The sequence below is a fragment of the Devosia epidermidihirudinis genome (assembly GCF_000971295.1).
Classification (GTDB): domain Bacteria; phylum Pseudomonadota; class Alphaproteobacteria; order Rhizobiales; family Devosiaceae; genus Devosia; species Devosia epidermidihirudinis.
In genome coordinates this window covers 68,370-93,088 of record NZ_LANJ01000020.1, presented here as the reverse complement: position 1 = coordinate 93,088, position 24,719 = coordinate 68,370, and the positions used below count along the sequence as shown (strand labels likewise).

Genomic DNA, 24,719 nt, shown 5'->3' with positions numbered 1-24,719 from the left:
TTCCTTCAGGCTGGCATACGCGGCACGCTGGCAAGCAGCCGCTGAGTATATGGGTGTTGTGGGTTGGCGAGGATAGAGGCCGTCGGACCGGCTTCTACAATGCGGCCCTTTTCCAGAATGACGATGCGTTCGCAGAGCGCGGCGACGACGCCGAGATCGTGTGAAACGAACACCAGAGTCATGGTCTGGCTGAGGCTTTTGAGCAGTTCCACGATGCGGATACGGGTGGACAGGTCGAGCGCGCTGACGGCTTCGTCGGCCAGCAAAAGGCTGGGGCCGGAGACGATGGCGCGGGCGATGGCGATGCGCTGGCGCTGGCCGCCGGAGAACTCGTGCGGAAAACGGTCGAGCACATTGGCGTCGAGGCCTACCGACACCAGTGCATCGGTGACCATCTGGCGGTGGTCGCCGGCGATGCGCAGCGAGCGCAGGGGCTCGGCGACAATAGCAAAGACCTTCTGGCGTGGGTCGAGTGAGGAATATGGGTCCTGAAAGACCACCTGAACCTGCCGACGATATTCGCGCATGAAGGCTGCATTTGCCGGGTCCAGCTGTGCGCCCTTAAAGGTAATGTTGCCTGAGGACGGGCGGATGAGGCCCAGCAGCAGGCGCAGCAGCGTGGTCTTGCCCGAGCCGGATTCTCCGACGAGGCCGATGCTGTCGCCGGGGGAAATGTCCAGCGAAGCGCCATCGAGAACGAGGCGGGTTTTGGAGTAACCAAAGCTGGCTTTTTCGACAGTGAGAAGGCTCATGGTGTGCCCCCGAGAGCGGCGTCAAAGGCGTGCGCGGCGGAGACCAGTGACTTGGTGTAATCGTGCTGCGGCGCGCCAAAAACACTGGCGATTGGGCCTGCTTCAACGATCTCGCCATGACGCAGAACGACGACGCGGTCCACGATGGTGGCAACCACAGGCAGATCGTGGCTGATGAACAAAAGGGCCATGTTTCGCTCGCGCACCAGGCGGTCCAGCAGGGCGAGGATTTCGGCCTGTGTGGTAACGTCGAGGGCGGTGGTGGGTTCGTCGGCGATCAGCAGCTGCGGCTCGCAGGCGAGGGCCATGGCGATGGCGATACGCTGCCGCTGACCGCCGGAGATTTCGTGGGGATAAGCCCGGGCAATACGTTCGGGATCGGGAAGGGCAACGTCGTGCATCAGTTTGAGCACTGCCGCATGCACCGCGTCGCGGGAGAGGCGATGGGGCGCGTGGCGTTGGATGGGTTCGGCGATCTGGCGGTCAACGCGCATGAGCGGATCGAGCGCAGTCAGCGGCTCTTGAAACACGAAGGCGGCGACGCGACCGCGCAGGGTGTTGAGCTTGCGCTCAGATGCGCCGATGACCTGCGTGTCGCCCAGAATGACCGAGCCCTTGGCGGTGATGCCGGGGGCGAGAAGGCCGGTTGCGGCCATGGCTGTGAGCGACTTACCAGAGCCGGATTCCCCGATCAGGCCGACGCGTTCGCCGGGGGCGATGGTCAGATTGACGCCGGAGACGAGCGTCGTCTGAGACGTGGCGATGGATAGGTTCTCGATGGTGAGCAGGCTCATCGTGCGCGCCTCGTCGGGTCGATGCTGTCGCGCAAGCCGTCAGCCAGAAGGTTGATGCCGATGACCAGAGACACCAGTGCAATGCCGGGGGCGATGGCGCCGATGGGGGCGGTGTAGACCGTGCCTTGGGCTTCCTGCAGCAGGCGACCCCAGGAGGCGTTGGGCGGTGGTGCGCCAAGGCCCAGGTACGACAGGGACGCTTCGGCAATGGCGGCGAGGCCGAATTGCAGGGCGAAACTGACCGATAGTGTCGGCCAGATATTGGGCAGAACGTGGCTGAAGACAATGCCAAGCCATGAGGTGCCGGAGGTGCGGGCGGCGGTGATGTAGTCCATCAGCAGCACGCGTTTGGCGAGGATGCGCGTCAGGCGCGCGACAATGGCCGAAAGCGCAATGCCAAGGGCGAGAATAGCCGAGCCGAGAGTGGCGGTTTCGCTGGCGGCCACCACCAGCATGGCGATCAGCAGCGTCGGGAAGGCGATGAGAATATCGAGAGCCGCGGCCAGTGCGTCATCGAGGAACTTACTGGCGAAGGCGGCCAGAAGGCCAAGTGTTACGCCGATGGCTGCGCCGATGGCGACGGCGCCAATACCCACGGTGAGGGCGATGCGCGAGCCGATCATGATTTGGGTGAGGAAGTCGCGACCCAGGCGATCCGTACCGACCCAATGCAGCCAAGACGGCGCTTCGAGGCGTCCGCCAGCCATGGCGCTTGGGTCATAAGGCGTCCAGACGAGCGTCAGCAGGCCGACGATAACGTGTAGCGATACAAGGATAATTCCGGCCCAGAGGGTGACGGATTGCCAGCTGCGGCGTCGGGCCGGGGTGGTGATCTGGTCGATGGCGGTCATGGTGTGCCGGCTCCACGATCGCGCAGGCGCGGATCAACGATGCGCTGGGTCAGGTCAGCGGCAAAGCCGATGAGCAGGACGAGCAGGGTGGAGATAAACAGCACGCCCTGCACGTTTGGATAATCGCGCTGCTGGATGGCCAGCAGGAGCATGGACCCCAGGCCGGGGAGGCTGAAAACGCGCTCAATGACGACGGCGCCGAGGAAGGTGCTGGCGAGCTCGATGCCGAGGATGGAGATCACCGGAACCGCGCCATTGCGCAGGCCGTGGCGGATCAGTGCTTCAGGGAAAGATGAGCCGAGGGCGCGGGCGGTGCGCAGGTAGTCGCTGCCCAAAACCTCAAGCGTTGCGGCCCTGACATAGCGCAGCATCGAGGCCGACATGACCAGCGAAATCGTGAGCACTGGCAAGATCATAGCCGTGCTGGCTTCACCCAGATTGGCCCAGCCCTTGAGCGGAAAACCGCCCGAGGGGAGCAGGCGCAGATTTATGGCGAAGAGGGAGACCAGAAGGATGCCCACCCAGAAAACGGGGATAGCGATGCCAAGCTGGGAGATGACGGAAATGGCCGCGCCATACCACTTGGTGGAGCGGACGGCGGCGATGATGCCCAATGGGACGGCGATGATGAGGGCCGCGACGAAGCCGAGAATGGTCAGGGGCAGGGTTACGGAGAGGCGGTTGCCGATTTCCTCGACAACCGAAGCTCGGCTGACGAACGAGGTGCCGAGATCGAAGCGCGCCAAGTTGCTGATAAAGCTGATGAATTGAACATAGAGCGGCTGGTCTGAGCCGACTTGCGCACGGGCGGATGCGATCTGCGCCTCGGTGGCGCCGACGCCGAGCAGCGCATTGGCCGGATCGCCGGGCAATAGGCGGAGGAGGATAAACAGCACAACGGCTGCTACCAGCAGGGAAAATAAGAGGATGACCAAACGGCGCAGGGTGTAGGCGAGAATGGGTCTGGTCTTTCGATTTTGAGGGCCGGAAACGATCCTAGCCCATTGGTAAGGGCCGGACAAATGGCTGTCTCGCCACCGTGTCCGGCCCCTTTAATTCGTTAGCAGACTGCTAACATGTCGACGATGCCTGCGTGAGCGCTTTTCAAGTCACTCCTCTGCGATTTGACGCAGAAGAGTGAGTCTTTTGAACCGCTTACTTGGCCTTCTGGATGCCGTAGGCGAAGAACTGCGAATTCAGGCCATTGACTGGGTAACCAGTGACGTTCGAGGCCGACACGACGATCTGCGGGTAGAGGTAGAGCCAGTTGCTGGCGGCATCCTCAGCGATGATCTTGTTGGCTTCGGTGAGCTTGGCAGTCTGCTCGTCAACCGAACCAGCGGACTCGGCGCCAGCGATCAGCTTGACGACTTCTGGGTTGTTGTAGCCCCAGTAGAAGTCTGGATTGCCGTAGAACACGATGTCGCGGTGGTTGACGTGTTCCTGCAGCGTCGCCTGGAAGTTCTTCTCCTGGTAGACCTTGGTGTACCATTCGTTGGCGGTGATGATGTTGATGTTCGCCTTCACGCCGACCTTGGCAAACTCGCTCTGCAGGAACTGGGCGACCAGTGGATGCGGATCGTAGTCAGGGGTGTCGATGGTGAACTCAAAGCCATCGGGATAGCCGGCTTCGGTCAGCAGTTCTTTGGCGCTGTCAGGATTGTAGGCGTCAACGCCGGTCAGATCGACATACCATGGGTCGGTTGGCGGAACGAACGAACCGATCAGCGTGCCGTAATCACCCCAGATGGAGTTCAGCAGCTTGGCCTTGTCGACGGCGCGGGCCAGGGCCTTGCGAACTTTGACGTTGTCGAAGGGTGCGACGCGGTCGTTATAGGCCAGGATTTCCTTGGTGGTCGAAGCGCCTTCGGTGACGGTGTAAGCGCTGTTGCCGGTGAACTGAGCCAGCGAATCCGGGCTCTGAACTGAGGTGATAACATCAACGGCGTTGGTCAGCAGCGCGTTGTTGAGTGCGGTCGCATCGGTGAAGTACTGGTAGACCACTTCGCCATTGGTTGGCTTGTCGCCCCAATAGCCATCAAAGCGGGCGAGGGACAGGGCCGAACCGCGACGCCATTCTTCGAGCTTGTATGGGCCGGTGCCGTCTTCGGTTGCGGTGATATCAGCCGCCTTGTCGTTGACGATCCAGACGTAGCTGAGATTGTAAGGCAGCGAGATGGAGCGGGCAGAGAGGGTGATGACGACGGTCTTGTCGTCTGGCGTTTCGATCGAGGTGATGGTCGAGAGGCTCTTCTTGCGCGAGCTCTTGGAGGTCTCTGCAGTAACGCGCTCGATGGAGTATTTCACATCGGCTGCGGTCAGAGGCTCACCGGAGTGGAAGGTGACGCCGTCCTTAAGGGTGAAGGTATAGGTGAGGCCATCTTCGCTGACCTTATAGTCGGCGGACAGCTTTGGCTCGACGGTGCCGGCATCTGTCAGCTGGAAGAGTGCCTCATACACGTTGCCGTTGAAGGCTTCGTTGATGCCCTGGCCAGCGCCAGCGGTGTTGTCGAGGTTCTGTGGCTCATAGAGCGAGCCGATACGGATGGTGGCGTCGGCGTCGTAATCCTGAGCGAAGGCGAGCGGGCTGAAGGCCGCGCTAGCGAGCAGGGTAGCGACCAGCAGGTTGCGGCGCGAAATGAGGGACATCGGAAAATCCTGTCTGTGTTTTGGCGCTGGGCTTGGACCATCGCCGGCTGGCAACAGAAATATCGCGAGCCGCCGATAAACTCTATCAGATCGGTAGTCTATTAGTCCGAATGGCCAGCGAGGCCGGAAATGGCTTTTCGGCGCGGGTGTGAATCTCGCAAAGACATTTCAAACCTGCCTCAAAGGCGCCGCGGACGAGGGTGCATCTTCTATCAAGGGGATGGTGGAGGGAAGGATTTTTCCGTGCTGCGGACGACTTCGATACCCACGCGCTACGCATAATTCTAGGGATTTAGTAGACTTAAGCTCTGGCGGCTCGTGGGAGCCCGCGACCACGGAGCAGTTCGATGGCACGGCTTTTTGAATTCTTCCTCGCCCGCACGCGCAATACCGAAACCGACCGCAGCTATTTCCAGGGCGTGCCCGACGCTGCGTTTGGGGCGGTGCCTTTGTCGAGGGCCGAGCAGGACGCAGCGTATCTGTCGGGCGCTTGGCCTGAGCCAGCGCGGGACGATGAGTTCGAGCGGCCCGGGAAGCGGTTTGTGCGGTTTATCCTGCCGGCGGGTTGAGGGGGGTATTTCGGGCATTGGTTTGGGTGGGGGCTCAGCCACATCCATGCCCGGTGCTGGGAGGAAGGTGGATCACCCGGACGAGCCGGGTGATGACGGTTGGGGAGGGGTGTGAGGGGCGCTGAGGGTTTTGCGGGCTTTGTTCTGGGTAGAAGGCACCCTCAGCGCTTACCTTGGTCGTCATTGCCCGGCTTGTCCGGGCAATCCACCACCCCACCAGGTGAAGTAAGGTGGATCACCCGGACTAGCCGGGTGATGACGATTGGAGAGGGGTGCGAGGGTGGCTGAGAGGTTTGCCGTGTGCTGATGGTGCCCGCGGAGTGATCTGCGGGTTTTGTTTTGGGTGGGGCACGCTGAGCACCAACCTCGGTCGTCATTGCCCGGCTAGTCCGGGCAATCCATTCCGCTTGTGGTGGGAGAAGGTGGATCACCCGGACGAGCCGGGTGATGACGAAGGGGGGAGATTGGGGGCGGAAGTGTTGGCCCTGCACCCTTAGTGGATTTTTGGGAAGCCGTGGCGTTCGGCTAGGAGGGCCAGGATGCGGGGGGTGTCCTGGATGAAGGCGGTGTCGCCGTGGTGCTTGGCGTCTTCGGGCGGGTTGCCGGCTAGGATGAGGACAGGCAGGCCCTGGTTTTCTTCGCCGACGGCGGCGATGACGGCGGCGCGGGGGCGGACGAAGGCGACGCGTTCGACATCGATTTTGGCGGCGAGGTCAGGGAAGCTGGCGAGCAGGCCTTCGACCTGATTGGAGAGCGGGCACACAAAGGGACCGTCGTCGCGATTGGGATTGGTGAAGCCGGGGGTGAGCAGGAAGAGTTTGTCTTTAGCCATGAGAATTATCCTTTCAAAAGAAAAGGTTGGCGCCGAAGCGCCGACTAAGTGGCCGCAGGAGAACGCGGGAAGAGGTATCGTCGCTCAGGCAGTGGCGGCGAGTGCTTGTGTGCCCTGGTGTGACGGCGACCAGCCCAGTGCGGGCGCAATGCGCTCGATGGTGTCGGTGAGGATCTGCTCGTATTCGGGCAGGGTGAATTCGTAGGGGAGCTCCAGACGCAGTTCGTCGACCAGCGGGAGAACGGGATCGTTGAGCAGCCATTCGACGATTTGATCGGCGGTGCCGACGAGATCGCGCGGGAACAGCGTGCGGCGCTCGCCCTGTGGCTTGAGCGTGCGCTCGAAGCGCCCGGCGCCGAAAGCCTGGTAGCGGGCGATGCGGGCAGGAGGAGCGCTATCGAGCGGAACGATGACGCGGCCAACGGCGACACGACCCGGCCAGCCATCGGAGGCTTCGCGATAGGCCTTGATGAGGTTGACCTGCGCGGTGTGGAAGTCGTCGGTATTTTCGCCCGAGATGACGTTGCCGGTCAGGAAATTGAAACCGTGCTCGCCCGCCCAGCGGGCCGATTTCAGCGAGCCGCCACCATACCAGAGGCGGTCGGCAAGACCTTTGGCATGCGGCTGTAGTCGGGGGCGCTGCGGACCGAACGGGGTGTTGATGGTGGTGTCATCATCGCCCAGATAGTCGCCGCGCAGATTGGCGGCAAAGCGTTCGATGCGGGCATGGCCGAGGTCGTGGTTCTGCCAGTCGCCATCATGGACCAGATGGCCGATGAGCGTGGCGTGCGGTGGGACCCCCGCGCTGAGGCCGACATTGAGCCGTCCACGCGAGAGCACGTCGACCATGGAAAGATCTTCGGCGAGGCGGAACGGGCTTTCATAGCCGATCTGGATGACGGCAGAGCCGAGCTGGATTGTGCTGGTGCGCTGGCTGGCCGCCGAGAGAAACACTGCGGCGGTGCCGATGCCGGGCTCGAGGTGTCGCTGACGAACCCAGGCGCTATCAAAGCCGAGCTTTTCACCAAAGCTGATCAGTTGCAGCGTGGCCTCAATGCCCGGTGCCGGATCGGTATTGGCGAAGTTACCGGGGACCAGAAAGCCCAGATGCTTGATGGAAACGGCCTGCGACATGGAATGCTCTTTCAGAGAAGAAAAGGCACCGCACGCGAGGAGACGTGCGGTGCCACGGAGGAGTGGAGGGATCAGGACTTTGGCAGGCCGGGTGGGTTGGTGCGCGACTCTGGCAGAGCTTCGGCTTCAAGGCCCCAACGCTTGAGGGTGTCGAGGTACTTGCCATCGGCGATGAGGCCGTTGATCGCTGCGGTGACAGCATCGGCCAGACCGCTGCCCTTGCGGGTGGTCACGGCGATTTCGGCCGTCAGTGGCCAACCGCCGTTCACGATGCCCACCAGCTTGGTGTTGCCATTGAGGGCTGCACGGTAGGCGAGACCGGCATTGGGGTTGAACTCAACATCGGCGCGGCCAGACTGCAGTGCCAACTGGCTGGCAGCGGAGTCGTCGTAATACTGGGCTTCAACTGGTGCCAGACCAGCGGCGACGTTTTCCTTGTCCCATTCCAGAATGATCTTTTCCTGGTTGGTGCCGGCGCCGACGATAACCTTGAGACCGGCGATATCCTTGGGTTCCTTGATCTGGGTGATCGGGCTGTCGGCCTTGACGTAGAAGCCGAGCACGTCGAGGCGATAGGTCGAGAAGTCGAACTTTTCCTTGCGCTGTTCGGTAACCGTCACGTTGCTGATGACGGCATCAAACTTGCCGGAGTCCAGGCCCAGCGGCCAGTCAGCCCATGCGACAGGCACCAGGTCGAGCTTGAGGCCAAGCGCGTCGGCGATGATCTGGGCGGTATCTTCTTCAGCGCCGACCGGAGTTTTGGAGTCGGTCGCGTAGGTGCTGAGTGGAGGATCACCAACGGTGAGCGCAACGGTGAAGGAACCGTCGGTCACAAACTTGAAGTCCTTGGAGATCAGCGCGGCCGCTGCGTCATTCTTGTCGGCGCGGACCCGGTTGGCCTGCTCGGGTGTCAGGTCGAAGGTGATGGTGCCCTGGGCCAGCACGGGGACGGCGCTCAGAACGGTTGCGGCCAACAGGCCGGCGGCAAAGAAGGAATTTATCAGACGCATGACGTAGCCTTTTGTGGAAATTTTGCGCGAAGAGATTTCACCATCATCCGGGAGGGACGACAGACGGACCGGCGCTTCGCGCGTTCGCCGGAATTCTTGTGGGAGTGGTTAGAGAACCTTGGCCAGAAACTCGCGGGTGCGGGCATGGCTGGCATCGCTGAACAAGCGGGCTGGCCCGCCGACTTCGAGGATGCGACCGTCTTCCATGAACACGACCTTGTCGGCGACTTCGCGGGCAAAGCCGATTTCGTGGGTCACGATGACCAGGGTCGTGCCGGAGGTGGCCAGCTCCTTGATCACGTCGAGCACTTCGCCAACGAGTTCTGGATCGAGCGCAGAGGTGGGCTCATCGAACAGTAGAACCTTTGGCTTGAGCGCCAGAGCCCGGGCAATCGCCACGCGCTGCTGCTGGCCGCCGGAGAGGTGGCGCGGATAGGCTTCGGCCTTGTCGGACAGACCAACGCGGGCCAGTAGTTCGAGTGCCTGCGCGACAGCTTCCAGGCGCGGCACGCCCTGCACGGCAATCGGCGCTTCGATGATGTTTTCGACGACGGTGAGGTGTGGGAACAGGTTGAAGTTCTGGAACACCATGCCGACACCGGCGCGGCGCTTGCGAATGGCACGGTCTTTGAGCTCATAGAGCAGGTTGCCGCGACGTTCGTAGCCGATGAGCTCTTCATCGATGGCGACATAGCCCTGATCAGCGCGTTCAAGGTGATTGATGGTGCGCAGCAGGGTGGATTTGCCGGCGCCAGAGGGCCCGATGATCGCCACCACTTCGCCCGGCTCAACCGTGAGGCTGACATTGTCGAGGGCGTGGAAGGCGTCGAAGTGCTTGGCGACATGGCGGATTTCGATGCGGCCACCTTCACGGGCAGGCCCTGCTTCGCGGGTGCGTTCGACCGGATTGGTGCGGACGGCATTGATAGCGCGGCCGGTAGCGTCGCCGGTGACGAACTTGAGCACATTGTCGAGCGCCGAGGTACGGCCATCGCGGGTTGCGCCCTTGGCGAAATAGCGCTCAATGCCAACCTGCACCAGCGACAGCACGCTCATGATGATCAGGTACCAGACGGTGGCAACCATCAGCAGCGGGATGACTTCGAGGTTGCGCTTGTAGATGACCTGTACGGTGTAGAACAATTCGGGGAGGGCCAGCACGTAGACGATGGACGTTGCCTTGGCCAAGCCGATGATTTCGTTGAAGCCGGATGGGATAATCGCGCGCATCGCCTGGGGCAGGATGATGTTGAGAGCCTGACGGCGCCACGAGAGACCCAGCGCCGCTGCGGCTTCCTGCTGGCCCTGATCAATGGCGAGAATGCCGCCACGAATGATCTCGGCCGAGAATGCTGCCTGGTTGAGGCTGAGCCCGATCACCGCCACCGCGAAAACGCTGAGCACCGAGGTCATCGAATACTGCGCGAACAGAATGTCGGTGAACGGCACGCCGATATTGAGGGTGGGGTAGAGGTAGCCCAGATTGTTGAGCACCAGCAGCAGCACGATCAGCGGGATCGAGCGCAGCAGCCAGATATAGGCCCAGGCCAGGCTTGAGAGCAGAGTGGACTTCGACACCCGCGCAAACGCCAGCAGGCCGCCGATGAAAAAGCCGATGACGCTGGCGAGCAGGGTCAGCCACAGCGTGCGGCTCAGACCGACGAGGACGGGTTCGGAGAAGAAGTATTCGGCGAAGACGGCCCAGCCCCATTTCGGGTTGGTCAGGATTGAGTGGATCGTGATGCCAATTATGGCGGCTGCGACGACAGTTCCGACTATTCGCCAGGGATGCTTCGCGGGAACAATTTTGTAGATCCCTGGGGAACTTTGTTCGACGGAACCGACGTAACCAGTCTCGATATCTGCGCTAGCCATTCACTCACTCCACATGAGTATTTAATGTCTATGGATTTTGTAGACTTAATGATTTGCCGTCAATGAGAGGCTTTTTCGAAGTTACTGCCCGCGAGAGTTGTTTTGCCTACGGGGTGGCAGAACGGCGCTAAGCCTGCTTGGCGAGCTGGGCCGCGCGGGCCTGCTTCCACCCGCCCTCTGGCGGCGTCACCAGCACAGGGACGTAGCCGGGCGGCGGGCCAGCGAGGTATTTTTCGAAGGGCAGGGAGCCGTAGATCTCGGGATCGGCAGCGACGTCGAACAGGGCAGCGTAGCCATTGGCGAGATAAAGGTCGCGGGCTTCTGGCTGGCGGAAGCCGGTGGTGAGGTAAAGCCGGGTGTAACCCTGCCTTTCGGCCTGAGCTTCCAGCTCGGCAAGGATCCGTCGCGCCAGACCCTGGCGACGGTGGTTCTTGTCAGTCCAGACGCGCTTCACCTCGGCTGTGTTTTCGTCATAGCGCATGAAAGCGCCACCAGCGATCGGCACGCCGTCGCGCAACAGCAGCACGAATGCGCCATCCGGACCAGCAAAGCGCTCGGGCGGATAGCGGTTCATTTCGGCGCTGGAGTCTTCGCCGAAATAGGTGCCGTAGCGGTTCTGATATTCCTCGGTCAGTTGTTCGACCAGCGGACGGGAAATCTCGGCGGTGGGCGTGGTGTAGAGGAAACTGTCAGTCATCTCTCATGCTCCGAAAAGTCAGGCGGCGGCGGTGTTGATCGCCAGGTAGTCCTCGACGAGCCGGACCCAATAGCGCGCAGCTTCGGGCAGGATTGCGTCGTTGAAGTCGTAATGCGGGTTATGCAGGTCGGCGCTGTCGCCATTGCCCAGGAACAGATAGCTGCCGGGGCGCTTTTCCAGCATGAAGGCAAAATCCTCACTGGCCGTGATCGGCTTGAGCGAGGTGTCTATGCGCTCGGTGCCGAAATGGCGACGGGCCGTCTGGCGGGCAAACTCGGTTTCTTCTGGGTGATTGACCAGCACGGGATAGCCGCGCGGGTAAAACACTTCGGCGGTAGCGCCGAAACTGGCGGCCTGATTTTCCGCAATGGCGGTGAGGCGATGGCGGATCTGCTCGCGAATGTCGGCATTGAAGGTGCGGACGGTCAGCTGCAACTCGACCGAGTCGGGAATGACGTTTGGCGCGACGCCGCCATGGATGGAGCCGACGGTGACGACAGCCATTTCCAGCGGATCCACACTGCGCGAGACGATGGTCTGCAACGCGGTGATGATGGCGGCACTGGCGACGACGGGGTCAATTGTCTGGTGTGGCTTGGCGCCGTGGCCGCCGCGACCCTGAACCTTGATGATGACGAGATCTACCGAGGCCATGGCCGGACCATCGAGGAAGGCAAACTGGCCGGTTGGAATGCCGGGCCAATTGTGCAGGCCGAACACCGCATCGACCGGGAAGCGCTCAAAGAGCCCATCCTGAATCATGGTGCGGGCGCCGCTGTTGTTTTCCTCGGCGGGCTGGAAAATCAGCCGCAGGGTGCCGGAAAACTGGCGGGTTTCGGCCAGCTGGCGGGCGGCGGACAGCAGAATGGTGGTGTGACCATCATGGCCGCAGGCGTGCATCTTGCCCGGATGCTTGCTGGCATAGGGGAGGCCGGTGGCCTCCTCTATGGGGAGGGCATCCATGTCGGCGCGGACGGCGACCGAACGCTCGCCCGGGCCGTTGCGCAACGTGCCAACGACGCCGGTTTTGCCGACGCCAGTGACAACATCATAGCCCCATTCGCGCAGGTACTCGGCCACGAGGGCACTGGTCTGGTGCTCCTCGTAGGCCAGTTCAGGCGCGGCATGCAGCCGGCGGCGGAGGGCGACGAAGTCTTCGTCCGTCACCGGCGCAGAAGTGCTCATCAACCAACAGCCTTTTCGTCGTCGAGCGCATAGCGGCTCTCGCGGAACGGGAGTTCCAGATGATCGCGCAGGGTATCGCCGATCTGCTCGCGGGTGTGGCGACCACGCTTTTCAAGGATGGGCAGGACCTGCTTGTCGAAATCATCGAGACCGGCAGCGGACACCTGGAAGCCAAGCACGAAGCCGTCGGCGGCACCGCCATCGACCCAGGCTTCGATCTTGTCGGCGACCTGTTCTGGTGTGCCGATGAACTCGCTGCGCGAGGTTGCCGAATCCAATGCCACTTCGCGCAGGGTCTGGTTCTTTTCCTTGGCGACACGCTTGATGCGATCGGTGCCGGAGCGGAAGTTATTGGAGCCGAGATCGCCCAGCTCGGGGAAGGGCGCATCGACATCATACTGGCTGAAATCGTGGTGATCGAAGAAGCGGCCCAGATAGTTGAGCGCTTCCTTGATGTTCACGAGGCCACGAATGTCCTGATACTTGCGCTCGGCTTCTTCGGTGGTGGAACCAACGATTGGCGAAATGCCGGGCAGGATTTTGATGGCGTCGGCGCCACGGCCATGGGCGATGGCGCTCTGCTTGAGCTTTTGGGTCAGCTCGCGGTTTTCGGCCAGCGAAGTGGAATTGGCGAAGACCGCGTCGGCGTGGCGACCGGCCAGCTCGATGCCATCGGCAGAGCCGCCAGCCTGGAACAGCACGGTCTGGCCCTGTGGCGAGCGCTGAATGTTGAGCGGGCCTTCGGCCGAGTGGAACTTACCCTTGAAATTGAGGCGGTGGAGCTTGTCGAAATCGACGAATTGACCGGTGGCGCGGTCACGCACAAAGGCGTCGTCGTCCCAGCTGTCCCAGAGGCCCTTGACGATCTCGATATGCTCGGCGGCGATCTCATAGCGCAGAGCGTGTTCCGGATGCTTCTCACGACCGTAATTGCGGGCCGAGCCTTCGAGCGGCGAGGTCACGGCGTTCCAGCCAGCGCGGCCATTGCTCAGCAGATCAATGGAGGAGAACTGGCGGGCGACGGTGAATGGGTCGCTGTAGGAGGTCGAGAGGGTGCCGACGAGGCCGATCTTGCTGGTGACCGAGGACAGGGCGGCGAGCAGGGCGATGGGCTCGAAGCGGTTGAGGAAATGGGGGATGGACTGCTCGTTGATGTAGAGACCATCGGCAACGAAGGCGAAAGAAATGCCTGCAGCTTCGGCGCGCAGGGTCTGTTCGAGCAGGAACTTGAAATTGACGCTGGCGTCGGCCGGACCGCTTTCATGCTTCCAGGCATTCATGTGGCCACCGGGACCATGCAGCATGAGACCGAATGGGATGCGTTTTTGGCTCATAGGAAGCTCCTGTGCAATCAAGCTGAAAGGGCGGTGGGACGGTCGGCCTGGCGCGCGGCGGCGACCAGTTCGACGGCTTCAAGGCGGCTGTCGCCGGAATTGGCGAAGTCGAGAATGAATTCGGTGACGCCGTAGCGACCGGCGAGGTCATCAAGCGCGGCAACAATGTCGTGGCCATTGCCTGCCAACGCATTGGAGGCGCGGCGCTCTACGGTGAAATCGGTCACGCCGGCCTGACGGGCATATTCGGCGGCCTGCGCCTCGCTGCCCACGGTAACGCTCTGGCCATTTGGAATGCTGACGCGGAACGGGGTGAACTGATCGGCCTGGGCCTTGGCATCGGCCGCATTGCGGGCGACGACGGCAGCAAGGGCGACAATCGGGGTTTTGCCGGTGGCATCGCGATAGGTGGAGATGGCGGCGGACAGGGTCGCATCATCGCCATTGAGATGGCGGGCGAAAACGAAATTCCAGCCAAGCTCGGCGGCAAGGGCCGCGCTTTCGATGCTGGCGCCGAGGAGAAACTTTTCGGCCAGCGTGGTTGGGCGTGGTGTGGCGTCGAGCCCTTCAGGTCGCGCGGCGGCATCGGTAACGAGGAAGCTGTTCAACTCGCGCAGCTGGGTCGGGAAATCAGGACGGCTCGCCAGATCGCGACTGCCTTGCAGGGCCTTGGTGGAGAGGGGCAGGCCGCCGGGAGCCTTGCCGACACCGAGATCGACGCGGCCGGGAGCAAGGGATTCCAGCAGGTTGAAATTCTCGGCAACCTTATAGGCGCTGTAGTGCTGCAGCATGACGCCGCCTGAGCCGATGCGGATGGTGCGCGTGTGGGCGGCGAGGAAGGCCAGCAGCACTTCGGGCGATGAGCTGGCGAGGTCTGGCGTGTTGTGATGTTCAGCCACCCAGAAGCGGCTGTAGCCGAGCGCTTCGGCGCGACGGGCGAGGGCGACAGTGCGGTTCAGGGCGTCAGTCGGGCTCTCGCCACGGACGACGGGGCTCTTGTCCAACACGCTTAGTGCATAGGTCATGAATGCTCGCTTCCAGTATGCCAAAGGATCACGCTTTAATTCTACTAATTTTATAGATAAACACGTTGCCGCTGGTTAGAGGCGCGGAGAGCAGGCTTTTTCGTTCCTGCGCGATAGCCAGCAAGACGGCACTAAAGGGGCGCGACTTGGCGACGGTTTTGTTCGCGACGCGCCAAATGGGAGATGCGACGTGAAGGTTTCGATCGTTGGTGCGGGGATTGCCGGACTGTCTCTGGCGTGGGCGCTGCGCAAGCGCGGAGTGGATGTGGCGCTGTTCGAGGCGGGGGCGATTCCGAACCCCATTTCGTCGTCATTCGACGAGCACAGGATCACGCGACACAGCTATGGCTCCATGCCCGGATATGGCGCTTTGATGCCCTCTGCGTTCGCGACCTATGACCAGTTATGGGCAGATCTGGGGGCGACGCACTATCTACCGACGGGCATGGTCTATGTCTCGCGCACCGACGATGAATGGTACGCCCGGGGTGCCGTGGAGCTCGACCGGCTGGGCGTGTCACACCGGCAGCTGGGGCGTGACGAGATTGCCAGCCGCCTGCCGATGCTGCGCGGGGATGGGATCATCGGCGCGTTCGAAGCGGGCGGTTCGGGGATGCTGTTTGCGCAAAGGATCGTGACCGATCTGGCGCGCTGGGTGGGTGAAAATGGCGTGGAGTTGCATCCGCATACGCGGGTGAGCGAAGTTGATCCCGAGGCGGGCACGCTGGTTGCGGATGGCGTGCGCCACGATGCCGATGTGGTGGTGGTGGCGGCGGGGGCGTGGTTGCCGTCGCTGTTGCCGGAGACAGCGGATCGCTTGGTGCCGTCGCGGCAATTGTTGCTCTATCTGGAGCCGCCTGCGGCGCTGGCCAAGGCCTGGTCGGAAGCGCCGATTATCGTGGATCAGGGGGCCGGGCACGGCGCCTATGTGCTGCCGCCACGCGGCGGGACACGGCTCAAGATCGGTGACCATGTGTTTACGCGTCGTGGGCATGGCGATGATGATCGGATCGGGACAGATGAAGACGTCGCAGCCGTGCTGGGCGCTGCCAACGCGATCTTCGCCGGGTTTGGGGACTACACAATCCTCGAGCGCAAGGTCTGCTACTACACGGTCAGCGCGGACGAGAGCTTTGCGGTGGAGCCGATTGGCGGGGCCGGGTGGTTGCTGAGCGCGTGTTCGGGGCACGGTTTCAAGCTGGGGCCGCTGATCGCATCGGGGCTGGCGGACGCGATTGTGGGGGCGCGGGATGCTGCCGGGGTCCCGGACTGGGCAGCCGGGCGGTAAGGGCTCGGTGAGTGGGGAGGGACCCCCACCCTTGATCCCTCCCCGCAAGGGGGAGGGAGTTGACTGATGGGGTGGTGCAGAGACCTCATGGTGCGCCTGTCGAACCACGAGGTCGCGCGCGTCGAGGCTTGGGTGCCCCGACCTCGTCCTTCGACGAGCTCAGGATGAGGTCTACTGGAGTGGGCTTGCTTCAAACCTCTGTGGTGCGCCGTAGAGCAGGTTGGACTGGCGGACGAGGTCCAGTTCTAGGCCATCCTGCGCGACCGTGGCCTGCAACACGCCGAAGATGCCGGAGACGGCGGCGGAGAGTGCTTCCGAGGTGGATTGGCCTTTGAGCGTGGCGGAGACGAAGAGCGCGGTGAGCAGGTCGCCGGTGCCAGAGGCACGGGTGGTGAGTTTGGGCGTGGTGACGCTCCAGGCACCGGATTGCTCGATGGCGGCGGTTTGGACATGGGTGTTGTCGGCGACGCTGCCGGTGACGATGATGGTCCGCTTGCCCAGCTTGCGGGCGGCGGTGACGAGATCAGCATCGGTCCCCGCGAGGAAATCGAACTCGAAACGGTTTGGTGTGATGATGTCGGCCAGGGGCACCAATTGCGTGGTGATGGCGTCGCGCACTTCCGGCTTGACGTAAAAACCGGGTTTGAAATCGCCCATGACGGGATCACAGACATAGAGCAGGTTCGGATTTTTCGCCTTGGCGCGGGCGACGAAGTCGACGACGACCGCAGCGATCTCAGGGGAGCCGATATAGCCGGTCATCAACACGCGGGCGGTTTCGAGTAGGCCGCGATCTTCAAGACCCGCCAAGAGGTCGCGCACGAGGTCGGCATTCATGACGCTGCCCTTGACGCTGGGATAGGCAGGGTGATTGCTGAGCAGAACGGTGGGCACGGCGGCCACTTCAAAACCGGCAAGCTGCAGCGGGAAAACCGCCGCACTATTGCCGACATGGCCATGGATCACTTGGGACTGAATGGAAATGATGCTCATCGGACGCCGTTCATGTTGTGCGAATGTATGCCTAGAGCATCGCGCGCTTTGCGCCTAGCAATAGGGCAGGCAGAATTTTCTAGGCTAAGCGTCGGACGCTAGAAAGTCATCTCTGGCTTAACTCGACCGATGGCCTAGACTAATCGATAAATGTCGAAGGCTCACAAGGGCATAAGGATTGCAAATGTCGAAGTTCCTGATTTCCCGTCGGACCCTGCTTGGGGCAAGCGCCGCGCTGCTGGCGTCCACCGCACTGCCACGTAGCGCATTTGCGCAGGAGGCGAAAAAGGGCGGGCGACTGATCGTTGCCGCAGATTCCGAGCCACGCAATCTGAACCCCGCTATCGTCGCCTCCAACGGCGTATTCTTTATTGCCAGCAAGGTGATCGAGCCGCTGGCCGAAGCCTCGTTTGATGGCGAGAACGGCCTTGCGCCACGCCTCGCCACGAAGTGGGAGGGTTCGGAAGACGGGCTATCGGCAACTTTCACGTTGCGCGAAGGCGTAACCTGGCATGACGGCAAGCCGTTTACCTCGGACGACGTGGCGTTCTCGGCGCTCAATGTGTGGAAGCCGCTGCAGAACCTGGGTCGCCTTGTGTTCGCGAACCTTGAAAGCGTCGATACGCCCGATCCGCTAACGGCGATTTTCCGCTTCTCCAAGCCAACGCCGTTCCAGCTGATCCGCAACGCGCTGCCCGCCACGACGAGCGTTTTGCCCAAGCACCTTTATGACGGCACGGACATTGCCGAGAACCCGGCTAATGCGCAGCTGGTGGGCACTGGGCCGTTCAAATTCGCAGAGTACAAGCCCGGCGAATACTATCTGCTCAAGCGCAACGAGGCCTATTGGGGCGAGGGCGAGCCGAACCTCGACGAAATCCTCTATCGCGTGCTGCCCGACCGGGCGGCGGCGGCGAGTGCGCTGGAAGCTGAGGAAATTCATCTGGCGGCGTTCTCGGCCGTACCGCTGGCCGATCTCAAGCGCATTGGCGCAGAAGATGGCATCGAGGTTATTTCCAAGGGCTATGAAGGGCTGACCTATCAGCTGGTGGTGGAAATCAACCACCGCACCGAGCAACTGGCGAACCTCAAGGTACGTCAGGCGATTGCTCACGCCATCGACAAGAAGTTCGTGGTCGACACGATCTTCCTTGGTTACGCGACCGCATCGACCGGCATCGTGCCGCAGAATGCGCCCGAGTTCTACGACGCCGAAACCGAGCAGTATGACTTTGACGTGGCCAAGGCCAATGCCCTGCTCGACGAGGCAGGCTATACCCGTGGCGCCGATGGCAATCGCTTTACGCTGCGGCTGCTGCCTGCGCCTTACTTCAACGAAACCCGCCAGTTCGGTGATTATCTTCGTCAGGCACTGGCCGAGGTCGGCATCGACGCGCAGATCGCCAACAATGATAGTGCGGCGCATCAGAAGGCGGTTTACACCGACCACGCGTTCGATCTTGCGGTGGCGCCACCAGTGTTCCGCGGCGACCCAGCGATTTCGACCACCATTCTGGTGCGGACCGCGACTGCCGAAGGCGTGCCGTTCTCCAATCAGGGCGGCTACAGCAATCCAGCGCTCGATACGTTGATCGACGACGCGCTGGTGGCGGTGGACGAGGAAGAACGTACCGCGCTTTACAACGAAGTGCAGGAGCTGGTGGCCAAGGACTTGCCGCTGATCAACGTCGCCGAATGGGGCTTCATCACGGTGGCGCGGACGAGCGTCCACAATGTGTCGAATAATCCACGTTGGGCGGTGTCGAATTGGGCAGATACGTGGATTGACGGGTAGGGGGAGGCCTCTCACCTCTCCCTTGGGGGGAGAGGTCGGCGCACAGCGCCGGGTGAGGGGGCCTTTACTGGGTGCGGTGCATGGGGAAGGCCCCCTCACCCGCCCCAAGAGGGTCGACCTCTCCCCCAAAGGGAGAGGTGAAGGGGCGTGAGCTATTAGCGCTTCTACTGAAGGGCCTTCACCCCTCACCCCAACCCTCTCCCCTGAGGGGAGAGGGAGCGCATCGGTGCTCTCGAAGGTTCGTGCGTAAACTGGTGGCTGGTGGGGCTGGTTCTGGCTACTCTTCCCTTCTCCCCTGAGGGGAGAAGGTGGCCCGAAAGGGGCGGATGAGGGGTTCAGCGTCGCGTTTTACTGAGGGGCTTCACCCTTCACTCCGGCCCTCTCGAAGGGGCGATAGCGCGGATGGTTTGGGCATTTAGGCCGGGATAGATTTTTGCAGCGTGCCGGCAGACTGATTGTGAGGCGATTGATCGGCAGCATTCCGGTGCTGCTGATTGTGCTTGTGGGTACGTTTTTTCTGCTCGAGCTGGCCTCGGGCGATGCGGTGGACGCGTACCTTGTGTCGACCGGCGGGGGCGATGCGGCGCTGGTGGAGGCGCTGCGGACCAATTGGGGGCTGGACCAGTCGCCGATTACTCGGCTGGGGCTCTATCTCTGGAATGTCATCCATCTCAATTTTGGCTATTCGGTGCTGCTGAACCGACCGATCCTGGCCGTGGTGCTGGAGCGCCTGCCCAATACGCTGCTGCTGATGGGGAGCGCGGTGGCGTTGTCGTTTGGCATTGGCTCGCTGTTGGGCATTGTCGCCGGGAGCAAGCCGGGCAGTGCGCGCGACAAGCTGCTGTCGGTTGGCTCGTTGGCGCTTTATGCGGTGCCGAGCTTCTGGCTGGGGCTGGTGTTGGTCGTCGTTTTCTCGGTGCAACTGCGCTGGTTGCCGCTGGCGGGGATTGAAACGCTGGCATCGGGCAAGGTGGGCTTGGATCGCGCAGGCGACATCCTGCGGCATCTGGTGCTGCCGGTCGGCGCGTTGGCGCTGCTCTATCTGGCGCTGTATCTGCGGCTGATGCGGGCGGGCATGGTCGAGGTGTGGCGGCAGGATTTTGTGCTGGCAGCACGGGCCAAGGGGCTGTCTAGGCGGCGGATCGTGTGGCGACATGTAGCGCGCAATGCGCTGTTGCCGCTGATCACCATGCTGGGTCTGCAATCGGCGACGATGCTGGGCGGGAGCGTGGTGATCGAGAGCGTGTTTTCTATTCCGGGGCTCGGGCGGCTCGCGCAGGAGGCGGTGAGCGGGCGGGATACGCCGCTGCTGATGGGTATTATCGTGATCAGCGCGGTGCTGGTTATCCTGACCAATCTGATTGTCGATCTGGCCTATGCGGCGCTCGATCCGCGCGTGGGCGCGACGGAGGCGCAGGCATGAATTTTGTCGCGCGGTTCATGCGCTCGCCCGAAGGGGTGATCGGGGCGGTGGTGCTGATCGGGCTGGTGCTGGTGGCGCTGGCGGCGCCGTTGCTGTTTCCGCGCGATCCGCTGGCGATTGTCGGCCAGCCGATGTTGGAGCCCTTTGCCGACTGGGCGCTGCCGCTGGGGACGGACCGGCTGGGCCGCAATGTGTTGGCCGAACTGGTGCATGGGGCGCGGGCGTCGCTGCTGGTGGGGATCGCGGCGGCGCTGGCGGCGATGGCGATTGGCGCCAGCGTGGGCACGATTGCCGGGTTTGCCGGCGGTTTTGTCGATGAGGCGCTGATGCGCGTGGTCGATGCGTTTCAGACTGTGCCGGGCTTTTTGCTGGCGCTGGCCTTTGTCAGCGTGATTGGCGCGTCGATGCCCATTGTGGTGCTGGCGATTGCGCTGGGAGCGTGGACGGGGCCGGCGCGGCTGGCGCGGGCGGAGGTGCTGTCGATCCGCGAACGCGACTATGTAGACTGGGCGCGAGTGATCGGCATGCATCCGCTTGAGATCGCGTTTCGCGAGATATTGCCCAATGCGCTACCGCCGGTTTTGGCGCTGAGCGCCGTGATTGTGGCGGGCGCGATTTTGACCGAGGCGGCGCTGTCGTTTCTGGGGCTGGGCGATCCCAATATCGTCACCTGGGGCTCGATGATTGCCGAGGGGCGGGCTGTGTTGCGGTCGGCGCCGTTCCTGTCGATCGTGCCGGGCATTGCGCTCGTGGTGACAGTGCTGGGTGTGTACCTGTTTGGCGAGGGCCTGGCGGAGGCGCTGAGCCGCCGCAGGGTTCGCTCATGAGCGCCCTGGTCAATATCAGCAACCTTGGAGTTACATTTCGCGATGGTCCGCGACGCGTTGCTGCGCTGAGCGACGTCAATCTAACCATTGAGGCCGGAGAGCGGCTGGGGATTATCGGCGAGAGCGGATCGGGCAAGAGCACACTGGCGCTGGCGCTGACTGGGCTGCTGCCCGCATCGGCAGAGGTGAGCGGTCGGATCGACTGGGCCGATGGGCAACCCATCTTGGGGCGCGATATCGGCATGGTGTTTCAGGACCCGTCATCGAGCCTTGATCCAGTGATGAGCATTGGCGAACAGGTGGCCGAAGGCGCGGTGGCCCATCTCGGGCTGAGCTGGGGGGCGGCAAAGGAGCGGGCGCGGGACCTGTTGGCGCAAGTGAAGCTGCCGGACCCGGACGGGTTGCTGCGGGCGTTTCCCCATCAATTGTCGGGTGGGCAGCGACAGCGCGTGGCGATTGCGGCGGCGATGGCAGCTGGACCACGCGTGCTAATTGCCGATGAGGCGACGAGCGCGCTGGATACGATTGTGCAGGCCGAGGTCGTGAGCCTGCTCGATGGGCTGGTGAAGCAGCAGGGGATCACGCTGATCTTCATCACGCATGATATTGCGCTGGCGTCGCAACTGGCCGACCGGATTGCGGTATTTCGTCATGCGCAATTGGTGGAGGTGGGCACGGCGCGGCAGGTGGTGACACAGCCGCGCGAGGCTTATACGGCGGCGCTACTGGGGGCGCATCTTGACCTTGGTACGCCGCCGCTGATTGGGGTGGCGCCATGAGCGATGTGGTGCTGAAGGTCGACGGGCTGGGCAAGGCGTTTGCGCGCAATGGCAAGCGTGTTGCGGCGGTATCGGATGCCAGTTTTAGCGTGGGCGCGGGCGAAACGCTGGGGATTGTCGGGCCATCGGGGAGCGGCAAGAGCACGCTGTCGCGGCTGGTGCTGCGGCTGATCGAGCCGGATGCGGGCAGTGTCAGGTTCGACGGCGGTGACCTGCTGACGCTGAGGGGTGCCGCTTTGCGCTCTGTGCGGCAGCGCATTCAGATGGTGTTTCAGGATCCGCTGGCGGCGTTTAATCCGCGCGCCGAAGTGGCCGAGGTGATCAGCGATCCCTTGCGCATTCACCGGCTGGTGGCGCGGGTGGATCGGCCTGCGGCGGTTGCGCATCTGCTGGACCGGGTGGGGCTGCCAGGCGTGCTGGCTGAGCGGGCCATTCACGAGATTTCGGGCGGGCAGCGGCAGCGCGTGGCGATTGCACGAGCACTGGCGAGCCAGCCGAAGCTGATCGTGCTGGATGAGGCAGTGTCGGCACTCGATGTTTCTGTGCGCGCCCATATCCTGCGGTTGTTGGTTGATTTGCAGGCGGAGACCGGCGTGAGCTACATGTTCGTGTCGCACGATATTGCAGTGGTCAAAGCCATTGCGCATCGCGTGGCGATCATGGATCAGGGGCGGATCGTGGAGACGGGGCCGACCGGCCAGGTGATTGCAGCGCCGCAATCGCCCACCGGGAAGGCGCTTGTCGCCGCCGTTCCGCGTCTGCTGCAAGCACAGGACTGAGATTTATGCCTTTTACCGCCCCGTCATCGCTGCTCGATCTGCCGCCATTTCCGGCTGATGGTTATGCCGATATTGCGGACCGCATGGGCGCGCTGCTGGGCACGCGCAATGATGTGCTGCTGGTGCAGGGCGAGGCGATCATTGCGCTGGAGGCCGTGGCGAGCAGCCTGGCACAGCCGGGGCTGGGCGCGATCAATATCATCACCAGTCCCTATGGCGGACTGTTCGGCGGCTGGCTCCGGCGCGGCGGGGCCTATGTCACCGATGTGGTTGCCGAGGCGGGGTTGCCGGTGACGGTGGAGGCGGTGAAGTCGGCGCTGGATGCGCGTCCTGAAGCGAAGCTGTTGGCGATCGTTCATGCGGAATCGGCGAGCGGGATTATCAACCCGCTCGAAGAGATCGTGGCCCTGACGAAAGCGCGAGGCGTGGTGACGGTTGTCGACGCGGTGGCGTCGTTTGGCGGGCACGCGCTGGATGTGGACGGGCTCGGCGTCGACTTGGTGGTGACTGGACCGCAGAAGTCGCTGGCTGGCTCGGCGGGGCTTTCGGTGATCGGCATTAGCCCCAAAGCGTGGGCGCTGGGGTCGCATGAGGCGGCGCCGGTGAACTCGGTGCTGTCGTTGCTCGATCACAAGCGGTTGTGGCTGGAGACCGGGCGGGGCGTATTGCCGGGCATGCCATCGGCGCTGGAATTTTGGGCGCTGCGGGCTGCCCTGGAGCGGTTTGAGGCTGAGGGATTGGATGCGGCAATTGCGCGACACCATCTGGCGGCGGAAGCGACGCGCGCCGGTGTGAGGGCGCTGGGGCTGACACCTTGGGTGGATGCGGCGCAGGCGTCCGATCTGGTGACGACAGTGCGTTTGCCCGACGGGCTGACGGTGGGGCAGGTGTTGCAGGCGGCGGATGCGGCTGGGCTGTCCGGCGGGGTTGGGCCGGTGGCTGAGCATTTGGTGCGGCTCAATCATACGGGACAGAATGCGCAGCGTGATGTGGTGCGCGCCAATATTGCGGCGCTGGGCCGCGCGGTTGCCGGCGATATCGAGGCGGGGTTGGTGGCGGTCGATGGCGTCTATGGGATTGCCGCATGAGCCTGCCTGCTGCGGTTTTATTTGATCTCGATGACACGCTGATTTCGGCCTATCGCAATCCGGGCGCGGCATGGCGCGGGATAGCGGCGGAGTTTGCCGACGAGTTGAAGCCGCATGGCGTGGAGACGGTGGCTGCGGCCATTATCGCGCATGCGCGGGCGCGGTTTGCGGACGCGGCTTATCGGCGGCTTTGGCGGCTGGATCCGGTGCCAACACGGCGCGGTGTGGTGATTGATGCGCTGCAGGCGGCCAATGTGCCGCTCAGTGGCGCGCTCGCGCATCGGATAGCCGACCGGTACGAGAGCTATCGGCATGAGCGGATGGCGCTCCTGCCGGGGGCGGTTGATACGCTGACGGCGCTGCGGGAGCGCGACGTACCCATGGCACTGGTGACCAATGGCAGTGCGCGGGTGCAGCGCGACAAGATCGAGCGGTTTGGACTAGCCGAGTGGTTTGGGCATATCCAGATCGAGGGTGAGGCCGGATATGGCAAGCCCGATACGCGGGCCTATCTCGTGGCGCTGGAGTCCCTGGGGGTGGGCACTATCGGCAGCTGGATGGTGGGGGACGACTACGATTATGACGTGGTCGCGCCGAAAGAGCTGGGGCTGTCGACCATCTGGGTGGCGGATGAGGATGATGCGGTGGTCGACGGGGTGACGGTGGTGGCCTCGGTGGTTGAGGCGCTGCCGGTGTTGCTCGGCTAGGTGGTTTATCCGGGAGCGTCACCCTCGGGTCAAGCCCAAGGGTGACGAAAGGGATGAGGTGCCACATGCCTCTCCCCACCGTCATTGCCCGGCTTGTCCGGGCAATCCATTCTTGTGCTGGAGGAAGGTGGATCACCCGGACAAGCCGGGTGATGACGATGGTGGGGCGTCAACGGGGCTGGGGCTGTTCGAGGGGGAACTGGCCACAACGTTTCCCCTTCGACAAACAAAAGCACCCTCGGGTCAGGCCCGAGGGTGACGATCGGTGGGTGGGGTACGGCTGGTGGGCTTGACCTCATGGTGAGCTTGTCGAACCACGAGGTCGCTGAGTTG

23 protein-coding genes are annotated in these 24,719 nt (G+C 62.8%); 9 read left to right on the top strand and 14 right to left on the bottom strand.

The window, feature by feature from the left end; genetic code table 11:
• Positions 1 to 5: 5 nt before the first annotated feature.
• The 5 genes from WH87_RS13705 to WH87_RS13685 all read right to left on the bottom strand — a co-directional run bounded on the left by WH87_RS13705 (position 6) and on the right by WH87_RS13685 (position 5,046).
• Positions 6 to 752, bottom strand: coding sequence for an ABC transporter ATP-binding protein (locus WH87_RS13705; RefSeq protein ID WP_046138721.1), 747 nt, complete (start codon positions 750 to 752; stop codon positions 6 to 8).
• A complete protein-coding gene (locus WH87_RS13700; RefSeq protein WP_046138722.1) occupies positions 749 to 1,546 on the bottom strand; it encodes an ATP-binding cassette domain-containing protein in 798 nt (265 codons plus the stop codon). Before WH87_RS13700 ends, WH87_RS13705 begins: the two co-directional genes overlap by 4 nt.
• Positions 1,543 to 2,397, bottom strand: a complete 855-nt coding sequence (locus tag WH87_RS13695) for an ABC transporter permease (RefSeq protein ID WP_046138723.1) — start codon at positions 2,395 to 2,397, stop codon at positions 1,543 to 1,545. The genes WH87_RS13700 and WH87_RS13695 overlap by 4 nt, the downstream gene beginning before the upstream one ends.
• A complete protein-coding gene (locus WH87_RS13690; protein ID WP_046138816.1) occupies positions 2,394 to 3,341 on the bottom strand; it encodes an ABC transporter permease in 948 nt (315 codons plus the stop codon). The genes WH87_RS13695 and WH87_RS13690 overlap by 4 nt, the downstream gene beginning before the upstream one ends.
• Positions 3,342 to 3,552: 211 nt before the next feature.
• Complete coding sequence (locus WH87_RS13685; protein WP_046138724.1) at positions 3,553 to 5,046, bottom strand: ABC transporter substrate-binding protein; 1,494 nt, start codon at positions 5,044 to 5,046, stop codon at positions 3,553 to 3,555.
• A gap of 347 nt (positions 5,047 to 5,393) precedes the next feature.
• Here WH87_RS13685 and WH87_RS13680 point away from each other — a divergent pair, with 347 nt between their 5' ends.
• Positions 5,394 to 5,615 (top strand): hypothetical protein, encoded by a 222-nt coding sequence (locus WH87_RS13680; protein WP_046138725.1) that lies wholly within the window; start codon positions 5,394 to 5,396, stop codon positions 5,613 to 5,615.
• A 493-nt stretch (positions 5,616 to 6,108) separates the two neighbouring features.
• Here the strand turns inward: WH87_RS13680 and WH87_RS13675 are convergent, their stop codons facing one another.
• The 8 genes from WH87_RS13675 to WH87_RS13640 all read right to left on the bottom strand — a co-directional run bounded on the left by WH87_RS13675 (position 6,109) and on the right by WH87_RS13640 (position 14,707).
• Entirely contained in the window at positions 6,109 to 6,447 is a 339-nt protein-coding gene (locus WH87_RS13675) for a DUF3088 domain-containing protein (RefSeq protein ID WP_046138726.1), read from the bottom strand.
• A gap of 84 nt (positions 6,448 to 6,531) precedes the next feature.
• Positions 6,532 to 7,581, bottom strand: a complete 1,050-nt coding sequence (locus WH87_RS13670; RefSeq protein WP_046138727.1) for an LLM class flavin-dependent oxidoreductase — start codon at positions 7,579 to 7,581, stop codon at positions 6,532 to 6,534.
• A gap of 71 nt (positions 7,582 to 7,652) precedes the next feature.
• On the bottom strand, positions 7,653 to 8,591 hold the full coding sequence (locus WH87_RS13665; RefSeq protein ID WP_082092701.1) for an ABC transporter substrate-binding protein: 939 nt from the start codon (positions 8,589 to 8,591) through the stop codon (positions 7,653 to 7,655).
• A 108-nt stretch (positions 8,592 to 8,699) separates the two neighbouring features.
• Positions 8,700 to 10,466 (bottom strand): amino acid ABC transporter permease/ATP-binding protein, encoded by a 1,767-nt coding sequence (locus WH87_RS20220; protein ID WP_082092700.1) that lies wholly within the window; start codon positions 10,464 to 10,466, stop codon positions 8,700 to 8,702.
• A 127-nt stretch (positions 10,467 to 10,593) separates the two neighbouring features.
• Positions 10,594 to 11,163 carry a GNAT family N-acetyltransferase gene (locus tag WH87_RS13655; RefSeq protein WP_082092699.1) on the bottom strand — a complete coding sequence of 190 codons (570 nt, stop codon included), beginning with the start codon at positions 11,161 to 11,163 and terminating at the stop codon, positions 10,594 to 10,596.
• 18 nt (positions 11,164 to 11,181) lie between these two features.
• On the bottom strand, positions 11,182 to 12,348 hold the full coding sequence (locus WH87_RS13650) for a M20 aminoacylase family protein (protein WP_046138728.1): 1,167 nt from the start codon (positions 12,346 to 12,348) through the stop codon (positions 11,182 to 11,184).
• Positions 12,348 to 13,682 carry an LLM class flavin-dependent oxidoreductase gene (locus tag WH87_RS13645; RefSeq protein ID WP_046138729.1) on the bottom strand — a complete coding sequence of 445 codons (1,335 nt, stop codon included), beginning with the start codon at positions 13,680 to 13,682 and terminating at the stop codon, positions 12,348 to 12,350. Before WH87_RS13645 ends, WH87_RS13650 begins: the two co-directional genes overlap by 1 nt.
• Before the next feature lie 17 nt (positions 13,683 to 13,699).
• Positions 13,700 to 14,707, bottom strand: a complete 1,008-nt coding sequence (locus WH87_RS13640; RefSeq protein ID WP_046138730.1) for an MsnO8 family LLM class oxidoreductase — start codon at positions 14,705 to 14,707, stop codon at positions 13,700 to 13,702.
• A 190-nt stretch (positions 14,708 to 14,897) separates the two neighbouring features.
• On the opposite strand from WH87_RS13640, the gene WH87_RS13635 reads away from it, so the two are divergent.
• Entirely contained in the window at positions 14,898 to 15,995 is a 1,098-nt protein-coding gene (locus WH87_RS13635) for an NAD(P)/FAD-dependent oxidoreductase (RefSeq protein WP_046138731.1), read from the top strand.
• A gap of 171 nt (positions 15,996 to 16,166) precedes the next feature.
• On the opposite strand, the gene pdxY is transcribed toward WH87_RS13635, so the two are convergent.
• Positions 16,167 to 16,988 (bottom strand): pyridoxal kinase, encoded by an 822-nt coding sequence (gene pdxY / locus WH87_RS13630; RefSeq protein WP_046138732.1) that lies wholly within the window; start codon positions 16,986 to 16,988, stop codon positions 16,167 to 16,169.
• 184 nt (positions 16,989 to 17,172) lie between these two features.
• Here pdxY and WH87_RS13625 point away from each other — a divergent pair, with 184 nt between their 5' ends.
• From WH87_RS13625 to WH87_RS13595, 7 genes are all read left to right on the top strand, one after another.
• Positions 17,173 to 18,783 (top strand): ABC transporter substrate-binding protein, encoded by a 1,611-nt coding sequence (locus WH87_RS13625; RefSeq protein ID WP_046138733.1) that lies wholly within the window; start codon positions 17,173 to 17,175, stop codon positions 18,781 to 18,783.
• 433 nt (positions 18,784 to 19,216) lie between these two features.
• Positions 19,217 to 20,206 (top strand): ABC transporter permease, encoded by a 990-nt coding sequence (locus WH87_RS13620; protein WP_046138734.1) that lies wholly within the window; start codon positions 19,217 to 19,219, stop codon positions 20,204 to 20,206.
• Entirely contained in the window at positions 20,203 to 21,033 is an 831-nt protein-coding gene (locus WH87_RS13615; RefSeq protein WP_046138735.1) for an ABC transporter permease, read from the top strand. The genes WH87_RS13620 and WH87_RS13615 overlap by 4 nt, the downstream gene beginning before the upstream one ends.
• On the top strand, positions 21,030 to 21,812 hold the full coding sequence (locus WH87_RS13610) for an ABC transporter ATP-binding protein (protein WP_046138736.1): 783 nt from the start codon (positions 21,030 to 21,032) through the stop codon (positions 21,810 to 21,812). The genes WH87_RS13615 and WH87_RS13610 overlap by 4 nt, the downstream gene beginning before the upstream one ends.
• Positions 21,809 to 22,591, top strand: a complete 783-nt coding sequence (locus tag WH87_RS13605; protein ID WP_046138737.1) for an ATP-binding cassette domain-containing protein — start codon at positions 21,809 to 21,811, stop codon at positions 22,589 to 22,591. Before WH87_RS13610 ends, WH87_RS13605 begins: the two co-directional genes overlap by 4 nt.
• A 5-nt stretch (positions 22,592 to 22,596) precedes the next feature.
• Positions 22,597 to 23,679, top strand: coding sequence for a pyridoxal-phosphate-dependent aminotransferase family protein (locus WH87_RS13600; RefSeq protein ID WP_046138738.1), 1,083 nt, complete (start codon positions 22,597 to 22,599; stop codon positions 23,677 to 23,679).
• The gene (locus tag WH87_RS13595) at positions 23,676 to 24,386 is read left to right on the top strand and encodes an HAD family hydrolase (RefSeq protein WP_046138739.1); all 711 of its coding nucleotides are present in this window, start codon (positions 23,676 to 23,678) and stop codon (positions 24,384 to 24,386) included. Before WH87_RS13600 ends, WH87_RS13595 begins: the two co-directional genes overlap by 4 nt.
• Positions 24,387 to 24,719: the final 333 nt, after the last annotated feature.